This window comes from Massilia frigida, from assembly GCF_011682175.1.
Taxonomy (GTDB): Bacteria; Pseudomonadota; Gammaproteobacteria; order Burkholderiales; family Burkholderiaceae_D; genus Telluria_A; species Telluria_A frigida.
Map to the genome: position 1 here is coordinate 1 of NZ_WHJG01000079.1, position 9,148 is coordinate 9,148.

Genomic DNA, 9,148 nt, shown 5'->3' on the forward strand with positions numbered 1-9,148 from the left:
GCTTGACGACAACGACACATCCCGCGGTTTCCTCCTTCGCGGCTTGCCCAACGCCGGCCGGAGACGCTTGCGTGCATCAGTTTGAGTCTGTGACGGCGGCCGGCATCGGACAACCCTTAACGAAAGCAGACGGTCGTGCTGAATCGGACGAGCGAGTCCATTCCCCTGACTAATTACCGCATCCCTCCGCCGCCGGCTCCCCGCAGGCAATCATGCGCTGTACCGTGGCGTTGCGCGGGTAATCGAGGTGCGCGTTGGTCGGCAGTTCAACCAGCCCCAGGTAGGTCGGCGCATTCGACACCACCACATCGATGATCGGATACCCCGCGCGCGCGGCGACCGGGCTTTTCACCAGAGTGTACCCGAGCACGTCGTTGGGATCGGTGAACGCCACCACGGTCGGCACATCGGTCGGCTTGCCGATGCCTTGCGCGTTGCGCTGCGCGATCAGGGCCTGGATCGGATCGGCCGGAAAATCATCCGGCCCCGGCGGCGCCATGGAGCCGTCCAGGTCCATTTCGGCTAGCCTGAGCAGCGGCATCTGGTTGGCGCGCATGAACACCAGCGAGGTGCGCTTGAACACTTGCAGCGCCGCCGCCGATTGCTCTGGCGTGGTGGACAGCTTGAACAGGGCGTCGAAGGCCACTTTGCTGCCCAGGCTGTCGGTGATCATCACCAGCGGGATGGGCGCCGGCGGCACCTCGCCACCGCCCGGCACCAGTGGCCGGCCCGTCCCGCCGGCGCTGCCGACCGCCTGCAAAATCGCCGCCTGCATGCGCTGGCTGATCGCCTGCCGTGATTTGCCCTGGTAAATCACGGCATCGGCCAGGCAATCGTCGAGCAGCTTGTCTTTCAATGCGCGGTTGAGCGTGGCCCGTTCGTAGGGATAGGCATTGGCCGCCTGGTCCGCCGGGCAGAAGCCTGACTTGTTGCTCTGGTCATAGCACAGCCCCGCCTTGAGCGGCGTCGTCAGGGGCGACCAGAGAATGGCGTTGACGTTCAGCGCGCCGGCCGCCAGCGGCAAGGTCTGGCGGTACAGCACGATGCCGGTATCGGTCACCGTGGTCGCAGACAGCGCCACCTGCGCCGCGTCGCCGCCCAGGCTGGTGTACAGCTGCGTCACCGATTCCCTGGCCCAGCGCTCGTCCTGGGTGCACATGCCATGCACCAGCAGCACGTCGAGCGCCCGCCCGGGGGTGAGCAGGCTGGCGACGCCGGTGAAGGTCGGCAGGGTGGCCGGCGTCGCGTCCAGCACGGGCGTGCGGTAGGGGGTGGAACAGGCGACCAGTAGCCCCAGCGTGGCTGACAGCACGAGTGTACGTTTCATCATCATTCTCCGAAAAGTTCGCGGTGAACTTGAAACATACCCCTTCCAGGCTGAGCCAGGCCCGGCTATCGGCACGCTCTTGGCCTCCGGTCAATTGCGGCGCTGCCGCCCGGATAGTTTGCCTGACCGAATGAATTGACTTAGCGAATAAATTGACCCGGCGAATGAAAGCGGATCAGCCCAGCCCCGCCAGGCGCGCGTTGCGTTCGCGTTCGAGCTTGGTGATGTACTTTTGCACGCTGGCCAGGCCGCCGCGCGAAATGTCGACGAAGGCGCAGCCGAGGCGGCGGTTGGTCTTGTCGTTGAGCATGGTCAGGTCGACCGAGTTGCGGATCATCAGGGTGGTCTGGACCGCGCCCACATCGGGCAAATCGATGCGGCACCCCGTGTAGCTCTGGCCGATCGTGGTGCCCAGCACCAGTTTGTTGTCGAGGATGGCGATCCCGCCGCAGCTGATATCGGCCAGCGGAAACACGTGGGTGCCGCCGCCGGCATCCTGCGCCAGGCGGATCACCACCGATACCGGATTGCTGACCGGCGTGGCCATGCGGTAAAACTCGCGCCGCTGCAACCGGATCAGGGTCTCGGGAATGGGAATCGTAAACGCCGGCGTGTCCTCGAAGGTGGTCGCTTGCACCTCCTCGGAGGAAAACAGGATGCGGATCTTGTCGAGCGAGGTTTCGAAGGCCATCCGGCCCACATTGGCAAAGCGGCGGTGCTGCTCCGGGTCGGCCGAGCCGTCCAGGGTCAGGGTGTTGTTGTCGGGATCGACCTCGAGGATGGCAGAGACGCACACTTCGGTGCCGCGCCGGATGACCATGCGCACCAGCTGGCGCTTTTCGCCGATGCCGCGCAACAATGCGATGATTTCCTTGCGCGAGGCGACTTCAAAGTCGTGCCAGCTTTCAATATCGGAATCATTGGTTGATTGCATCTTTGTCTGCCGCTTCTTGTGGTCGGTCGATGAAAAGGGCTGCGTCCGGCGGGGCGGGCAGGGGGCCACCTGTCGCTTGCGCGGCTTCAATATGATATAGCCAGGCCAGCAGTTCCGCAATCGCCCGATACAGACCGGGCGGGATCTGGCGGTCCAGGTCCACGCCCATCAGCAGGGCTACCAATTCCTTCGACTCGTGCACGAACACGCCGGCATCCTTGGCGCGCTCGATGATCTGGGCGGCAATCAAGCCCTTGCCCTTGGCGACCACCTTGGGCGCCGGGTCGCCGTTGTTGTAGGCCAGCGCGACCGCCGACTGCGGGCGCTTGGGCAGCGGCTCAGCCATCGCCAGCTTCCGGGGTGCGGATGATGAGCGAGGCCAGCGCCGTGCCCGACACGTCCAGCGCCGAGGTCAGCTCGCCCGCGCGCGCGCGCAGCGCCTCGCCCGTGCCCTGGCTGGTGGTGCGCAATTCGATGTGGACCCGCGCGCCGGTGGTGACGATGCTCGCTTCGATCTCGCCCAGCAGCGGAAAGCGCAGCCGCATGCCGCTCTTCCACACGGGGGCGGTGGGGTCGTCGTCGCCGCGTCCGCGCTGCTCCGGTGCATCTTTATGGATTTCCCATTGCAACTCCTGGCCCGGCGCCAACTGGCCTTGCCAGGTCACGCGCGCCTGTTCCTGGGCCGTCAGCTGCAGGCTGATCAGCTGGGCGCTGGCCAGTTCGGCCGCCGCCGGGCGCGCCCCGGCGCCGGGCGTGGCCATGGCTTGCTGCATCTGCGGCTCGCGCTGCAGTTCGCTCAGGGGACGCTTGCCGTCGGCCCATTCGGCCACGTGCGATTCGTAGAACACGCCGCTGCGGCTGATCGTTTCTTCCAGCTTGTGGGCCAGCGTGGCGGCGTCGGGCGCGCCGTGTTTCGGATTGATCAGGGGCGTGGCGCCGGCGATCGCGGCCTGCTTGCCGGGGGCGGGATGGCCGATGTCGAGTATGCGCGCGAGCAATTGTCCGGTGTTGCTGAGCGTGGCGGGCGGGGTCGAGGCATCGAGCGAGGGCAGGTCGGCGCTGGCGGTCAGGGGCGCCTTGCCGAGCAGGGTGGCGGCCAGGCTGGTGGCGCGCCCGGTGAGATTGGCGGCGCCGGCGCCCTGGCTTTCCTGGGGCTGCGCCTGCGGCGGCGCGGGAGCCTGCAGTGGTGCGCGTTCGGGCGTGGCGCCGGTCGGCAGGGGCTGGCCGGCGGCAGCGGGCAAGGGCGTCTGGGCGGGGCCGCCCGGGAGGCCAGTCGCACTGCCCGGCTGGTTGTCGAGGCGGAACTGGGGGCGCGGATTGATCGCGACCAGGGTCATCGGCATCTCGGTGCCGGCTTGCGCGCCCTCGGGCAGGCTCATGCGGGCCTGTTCACCCGCCACCCGGACCAGGAAGGTGCCGTCGTTGAACCTGGACAGGACCGCTACCCGCATCGACTGGCCCAGCTGGGTCGACAGCGCGCGTGCCAGCGCATCCTGGCGGGTGTCGCCGACGCCGAGCGCGGGCCGGACCGGGTCGACCTTGCCGACCGCATGCACCCCCGGGCCGTCCGTGCGCGCCAGCATCGCGAGCGCGACTAGACGCCGCCGTAGGCGTTATTCAGCCGGCGCGAGGTGCCGCTGCTGTTGATCAGTTGCGACAGTTGCGCCATCCATGGGGTGGTCAGGTCGCGGATGATGCGGTCGTACGCCAGCAACTGCTTGATGATCGCCACTTTCTTGACCCGGCTGGCGTCTTCGAGCAAGACTTGCTCGTCATTGGCTTGCAGGGCTGCGACATGCGCGCCGACCCGCTTTTCGAGCAGGCTCAGTTCATCCCACTCGCCGCTTTCGGCGGCACTGACCATCTGGGCCGACAGGGCCAGCATCGCTTCGTAGGTCGACAGCACGTCATCGTTGGTCATCGTCATGGTTCAGGCACTCACAAGGTTGGATATGCGTACTGGCGCCACGTCGGACGCGGGAACGACGGCCGGGGCGGCACCGATGGCATTCCAGGTTTCGCGCAGTTCGGTCAGCAAACCCTGGATTTCGATCATGATATCGGTATCGTTTTTCAGATTTGCGGTGAGCAGGCGCGCGCTCATGTATTCGTACAGCGAATCGAGGTTCTCGGCGATCTGGCCCCCGGCTTTCTTGTCGAGGCTGGCGCGCAAGCCATTGTCGATGATCTGGATGGCTTTCGAGATCGCCTTGCCTTTTTCCGGGATGTTGCCCGACCTCATGTGCATCAGGCCGCTGAGCACCGCCACCAGGGCGCCGTCGAACAGCATGACGATCAGCTTGTGCGGGGAGGCCGCCACCACACTCGTTTCCAGGCCGACCTTGGCATAGCTGCTTGCGCCCCTGTTGGAAGATCCAAACATAATTGATGTCCTCTTTCTGTCGTATGCTATCGAATGGTGCCAAGGGAGGCGAGCTGCTGCGCCAGGAAGTTACTCGTCGAACTCATGCCCGAGAGTGTCACGTCGAGCGTCGAATATTGCCTGCGCAAATCCTTTTCGGTCTGGGTCAGGCGCACATTGAGTGCCGCGCGCTGCTTGGCGATATCGGCCAGGCTGGCATTGATGCCGGCATTCTTGCCAGGGATGGTGCCCTTGGCGTTGAGAAAGCTGTCGACCAGCTCGGTAAATTGCGCGCCCACCCCTTTCGAGATGTTCACGGTGCCGCGTTCGCCGATGACGCCGCCGGTGATTTGCACCTGGATCCCGGAACTGGCCGAGCCGACGTCGCCGGTCAGGTTCTGGCCGCTGCCGGTGGCGAGCGCGCCGCCGATGGTGCCGGCCACGTCGAGTCCGTCGACCACGGTCGGGGTGCCCAGCAGGGCGGACGCGCCCGAGCCGCTCAGGCTGATTTTCGAGGTCGACCCGTATTTGTTCGAGGTGATCGTGAAGATCCCGCTGTCTTGCTTGACCGTCACTCCGGTGCCGCTGGTGGCGCTGGCGCCGGTTGCGCCGACCGCGCCATTGATGATCGATTGCACATGGCTGGCCAGGCTGGCCGCCGTGTAGTTACCCGCCAGCAGGGTCGCGGTCGAGGTCACGCCGTTGATGGTCAGCGACAACTGGTCGTTGACGCCCGCGGTGATGCTGGTGTCGGCGGCGGTGCTGCCGGTGGCGCTGCCCTGGGTCGCCATCTGGGTCAGCAACAAGCTCTTGGTGCCGACCGTGCTGTTGCTGGTGGAACCGACGAAGCTGACCAGGCTGTCCGAGGTCGAGCCGACCGTGCTGAGCAGCTTGGACACGTCGTCCAGGTTGGTATCGATGGCTTTTTGCAGCTTGGTGTTGTCGAGCTTGAGCGAACCGTCCGGCTGGAACGACACGCCCAGCTGGCTCAGGCTGCTGATATCGCCATCCATGCCCGGCACCGGCGTGAAGAACATCTTGCGCAGGCTCGATTGCAGGTTGCGGGTGGTGGCGTCGCCCAGCAGCACGCCGGCACCCTTGCCTTCGCTGGCCTTGGGCGCCGTGGTCAGGCCGGCGATGGTGCTGTTCAATTCATTGTAGGACTTGATGAAATTGTTGATCGCCGTCTTCGCGCCCGTGCTGTCGCTGGTGATGCTGACGGTGCTGGTGCCGACCTTGAGCGCGCTGATGGTCACGCCCTGGATCGCTTCCGAGACATTGTTGCCCGGGCTGCTGATGGCCACGCCGTTGATGGTCAGCTTGGCGTTTTGCGCCACGCTGTTTTGGGTCATGTTCTGGGTGCCGTCGGCCGCATAGCCGAGCAGGCTGTCGATGGCCGGGTCGCCCGAGACGCCGATGCGCATGCTCGACGTTTCGCCGGTCTGGGTCGAGGTCAGCACCAGGCGGTTGGGATTGGCGCCGCCATCCGAAATGATGGTCGCGGTCACCCCCACGTTGGCCTTGTTGATGGCGTCGCGCATGCCTTGCAGCGAATTGTTACTCGAATCGATGGTGACGGTGCGCGCCGAGCGCGTCGCGTCCTGGGCGAAGGCGGCGCCGGTGTAGGCGCCGTTGGTCAGGGTGCCGCCCGTGATGCTGCCGAATTCGAAGGTGAGGGTGGTGGCCGCGCCGCTGCCGATCAGGGCGCTGGTGCTGGCCTGGCCGGCCGAGGTCAAGGTCTGCGCCTGCGACAGCTGGGTCACGTTGACGGCGTAGCTGCCCTTGACGGTATCCTTGCCGGCGGTGGCGGTGAGCACGCTCGATTCGGTCGAGCTGGCGCCGACGGTCTTGAACTTGGTCGGATCGGCCAGGCCGCTGACCGCAGTCTGGAATGAGCCCAATGCTCCGCTCAGGGTGCCATAGGCAGACAATTTGGCGGTGTACGCCTTTTCCTTGTTCTGCATGGCGACGAAAGGCCGGCTCTCCGCCATCATCAATTTATTGACGATGTCGTTGACGTCGATAGAGCCGCCTGAACTGACGGAAGAAATGGCCACGAACGCCTCCTGGTAAAAGCATGAATATACTAAGTTAACGGCATCTTCTATCCAGACTTTAGAGGGGTAATCCGCTGCTTGTTCGGTTTATGCCCGGTTTTTCGCCTTACGCGGTCTGCCTGATGAGCAAACCCTGCACTTTTTCCAGCGCCTTGCCGATTTCGAGCGCCTCGGCGGTCGGCATCTGGCGGATCACTTCCTTGGTGGTCTGGTCGATGATCTTGACTACCGTGCGCTGGCTGTCGGTATCGATCGAAAACTCGATATTGCGCGACATCGCCTGCATCGCCACATTGATTTCGCCGACCACCTTGCTCACTTCCCTGGGATCGGGCTCGGCCGGGGCGCGCGCGGGTGCGCTCTTGCCGGGGGCGGCGGCCGGCGCTGCCGTCCTGGCGCTGGCGAAGGCGTTCTCGGGCGCTGCCGGGCGCAACGGGGGCGCCGCCGGTGCGTTGTCTAAGGGACGAAGTTCCATGACTTGTTTCCTTTAACGAAAATTCCCCGGCGCTGGAACAGCGGCCGGGGAGTGCAGCGAAGCGGAGCCGGGTGGATCAGCCGCGCAGCAGGGACAACACACCATTCGGCAGGGAGTTGGCCTGGGCCAACATCGCGGTGCCTGCCTGTTGCAGAATCTGGCCGCGGGTCAGTTTCGCGGTTTCCGAAGCGAAGTCGGTATCCTGGATCCGGCTGCGCGAGGCGGACAGGTTTTCCGAGGTCGATTCGAGGTTGGTGACGGCCGTTTCAAAGCGCGACTGCAGGGCGCCGAAGGAAGCGCGCTGGCTGTTGACGTTGGCCAGGGCCGAGTCGAGCACCTTGAGTGCGTTCGATGCACCCTTGGCGGTCGAGACGTCGATACCGGACACGGTATTGAGCGAAGCGGCGGTGCCGGCGGTGATCGCGGTCGAACCGCTGCTGCCGACCGAGAAACCCTTGTCCGAGTTCATCGACACATAACCCATCGAGGTCGAGGTGGCGCCGGTGGCGACGGCCACGGTGGTGCCGACGGTGCCGGCCGAGTCGATCGCCCCTGCCGTGACCGAGGCCGATGCGCTGTTATTGGCCAGGGTGATGTTGTTGCCGGCCGAATTGGTCAGGATCAAGCCATTGTTGGTGTCGTTCAGCTTGGCGGTGACGCCGGTCTTGGACGAGACATCGTTAAAGGCGCTGACCGCCGATGCCAGGCCGGAGGCGTTCAGTGCGGCGCCGACGGTGAAGGTGACGTTGGCGGCGGTGCTGTTGTCGGAGGTGACAGCGAGCGAATACACGCCGGCCGCGGTCAGGGTCAGCGCTTCCTCGGTCTTGGCCGAAGCGGTCACGCCGGTGTTGGCGGTGGCGCCGTTGATGGTCGATGCCAGCGACTGGGCGGTATCGGTGGCGGTGACGGCGATGTTCGAGGTGGCCAGGCCTTGCAGGGCGAAGCTGCCGGCGGTGTAAGCGGTGCCGGTGGTGGCCAGGGTGGTCGGGGCTGCGGTCGAGGCTTCGTTGTTGCCGTAGTTATTGGTACGGAAGTTGGCGGTGGTGGCCTGGATGCTCTGGCCGGCGTTGGCGCCGACCTGGAAGGTGGCGGTGCCGAAGCTGCCGTCGAGCAGTTTCAAGCCGTTGAATTCCGAGGTTTGGGCAATACGGTCGGCTTCCGACAGCAACTGGCCAACTTCAGCCTGGATGGCCTTGCGGTCGCCGGCCGAGTTGGTGGCGTTGGACGACTGCACAGCCAGTTCACGCACACGCTGCAGGATGTTGCCGGTCGATTGCAGGGAGCCTTCCGCCGTTTGCAGCATCGATACACCATCGTTGGCATTGCGCTTGGCTTGATCCAGGCCGCGGATTTGCGACGTGAAACGTTCAGAAATGGCCAGGCCAGCCGCATCGTCTTTGGCACTGTTGATACGCAAGCCGGAGGACAGGCGTTGGAGCGAGGTCGACAGGGCGGAAGCCGAGGTGCTCAGGTTGCGTTGTGCGTTCAGGGACGAGATGTTGGTATTGATGACGCTCATGGTATTACTCCTTGCAATTGCTACTTATTCATGTTGGCTCCGTGCCGTTTGCCTTGGTGTGCCCCTTTGTACCGGGACAATCACACCGCAGTCCTTATCTATAACGGATTGCGGGCTGGAAAGTTTAGGGGGATTTCGGGTGACTATTTTTTATTTTGGGCCTCAAGGCGCGACCAGGCACGGCGCCAGACGACAGCGATGCGCCAAACTTGAGGGCAATAAAAAACTATTTGTCGCCGCAGGACGGACGCCAGGGAAGACCTCGCCGGGCAGGGCGCCGCGGCTTTATTGCATGTAAAACAAGAATTTACTGCGGAGATGACATTCCCCGGCCAGCCAGGAGCTGGCCGGGGAAGCAAGGCGCGCTCGGCGATTAACCGCGCAGCAGGGACAACACGCCGTTCGGCAGCGAGTTAGCCTGGGCCAGCATGGCGGTACCGGCTTGCTGGAGGATCTGGCCGCGCGTCAGTTTGG

10 protein-coding genes are annotated in these 9,148 nt (G+C 64.7%); all 10 read right to left on the bottom strand.

All coding sequences use genetic code 11. The features are described 5' to 3' along the window. Positions 1-169 precede the first annotated feature (169 nt). The gene (locus tag F2P44_RS33540; protein ID WP_167094313.1) at positions 170-1,327 is read right to left on the bottom strand and encodes a hypothetical protein; all 1,158 of its coding nucleotides are present in this window, start codon (positions 1,325-1,327) and stop codon (positions 170-172) included. Positions 1,328-1,502: 175 nt separating this feature from the next. Further along, on the bottom strand, positions 1,503-2,261 hold the full coding sequence (locus F2P44_RS33545) for a flagellar brake protein (protein ID WP_167094315.1): 759 nt from the start codon (positions 2,259-2,261) through the stop codon (positions 1,503-1,505). After that, positions 2,245-2,607 carry an EscU/YscU/HrcU family type III secretion system export apparatus switch protein gene (locus tag F2P44_RS33550; protein ID WP_167094317.1) on the bottom strand — a complete coding sequence of 121 codons (363 nt, stop codon included), beginning with the start codon at positions 2,605-2,607 and terminating at the stop codon, positions 2,245-2,247. Before F2P44_RS33550 ends, F2P44_RS33545 begins: the two co-directional genes overlap by 17 nt. Further along, positions 2,600-3,844 carry a flagellar hook-length control protein FliK gene (fliK, locus tag F2P44_RS33555; RefSeq protein WP_167094319.1) on the bottom strand — a complete coding sequence of 415 codons (1,245 nt, stop codon included), beginning with the start codon at positions 3,842-3,844 and terminating at the stop codon, positions 2,600-2,602. The genes F2P44_RS33550 and fliK overlap by 8 nt, the downstream gene beginning before the upstream one ends. An 11-nt stretch (positions 3,845-3,855) precedes the next feature. Continuing rightward, positions 3,856-4,188 (bottom strand): flagellar protein FliT, encoded by a 333-nt coding sequence (locus F2P44_RS33560; protein WP_229423895.1) that lies wholly within the window; start codon positions 4,186-4,188, stop codon positions 3,856-3,858. 3 nt (positions 4,189-4,191) lie between these two features. Continuing rightward, positions 4,192-4,644 carry a flagellar export chaperone FliS gene (gene fliS, locus F2P44_RS33565; RefSeq protein WP_167094321.1) on the bottom strand — a complete coding sequence of 151 codons (453 nt, stop codon included), beginning with the start codon at positions 4,642-4,644 and terminating at the stop codon, positions 4,192-4,194. Between the two features lie 26 nt (positions 4,645-4,670). Continuing rightward, the gene (fliD, locus tag F2P44_RS33570; RefSeq protein WP_167094323.1) at positions 4,671-6,680 is read right to left on the bottom strand and encodes a flagellar filament capping protein FliD; all 2,010 of its coding nucleotides are present in this window, start codon (positions 6,678-6,680) and stop codon (positions 4,671-4,673) included. 106 nt (positions 6,681-6,786) lie between these two features. After that, on the bottom strand, positions 6,787-7,155 hold the full coding sequence (locus F2P44_RS33575) for a flagellar protein FlaG (RefSeq protein WP_167094325.1): 369 nt from the start codon (positions 7,153-7,155) through the stop codon (positions 6,787-6,789). A 76-nt stretch (positions 7,156-7,231) separates the two neighbouring features. Next, complete coding sequence (locus tag F2P44_RS33580; protein WP_167094327.1) at positions 7,232-8,674, bottom strand: flagellin N-terminal helical domain-containing protein; 1,443 nt, start codon at positions 8,672-8,674, stop codon at positions 7,232-7,234. A gap of 373 nt (positions 8,675-9,047) precedes the next feature. Continuing rightward, positions 9,048-9,148: flagellin (locus F2P44_RS36270; protein WP_267877657.1), on the bottom strand; the 101-nt coding region annotated here is incomplete at its 5' end.

Excerpts from the sequence above, each read along its gene's own strand:
- F2P44_RS33540 (WP_167094313.1), bottom strand. The coding sequence starts at position 1,327 with ATGAAACGTACACTCGTGCTGTCAGCCACGCTGGGGCTACTGGTCGCC.
- F2P44_RS33560 (WP_229423895.1), bottom strand. The coding sequence starts at position 4,188 with ATGACGATGACCAACGATGACGTGCTGTCGACCTACGAAGCGATGCTG.
- fliS (WP_167094321.1), bottom strand. The coding sequence starts at position 4,644 with ATGTTTGGATCTTCCAACAGGGGCGCAAGCAGCTATGCCAAGGTCGGC.
- F2P44_RS33575 (WP_167094325.1), bottom strand. The coding sequence starts at position 7,155 with ATGGAACTTCGTCCCTTAGACAACGCACCGGCGGCGCCCCCGTTGCGC.
- F2P44_RS33545 (WP_167094315.1), bottom strand. The coding sequence starts at position 2,261 with ATGCAATCAACCAATGATTCCGATATTGAAAGCTGGCACGACTTTGAA.
- fliK (WP_167094319.1), bottom strand. The coding sequence starts at position 3,844 with ATGCTGGCGCGCACGGACGGCCCGGGGGTGCATGCGGTCGGCAAGGTC.
- F2P44_RS33550 (WP_167094317.1), bottom strand. The coding sequence starts at position 2,607 with ATGGCTGAGCCGCTGCCCAAGCGCCCGCAGTCGGCGGTCGCGCTGGCC.
- F2P44_RS33580 (WP_167094327.1), bottom strand. The coding sequence starts at position 8,674 with ATGAGCGTCATCAATACCAACATCTCGTCCCTGAACGCACAACGCAAC.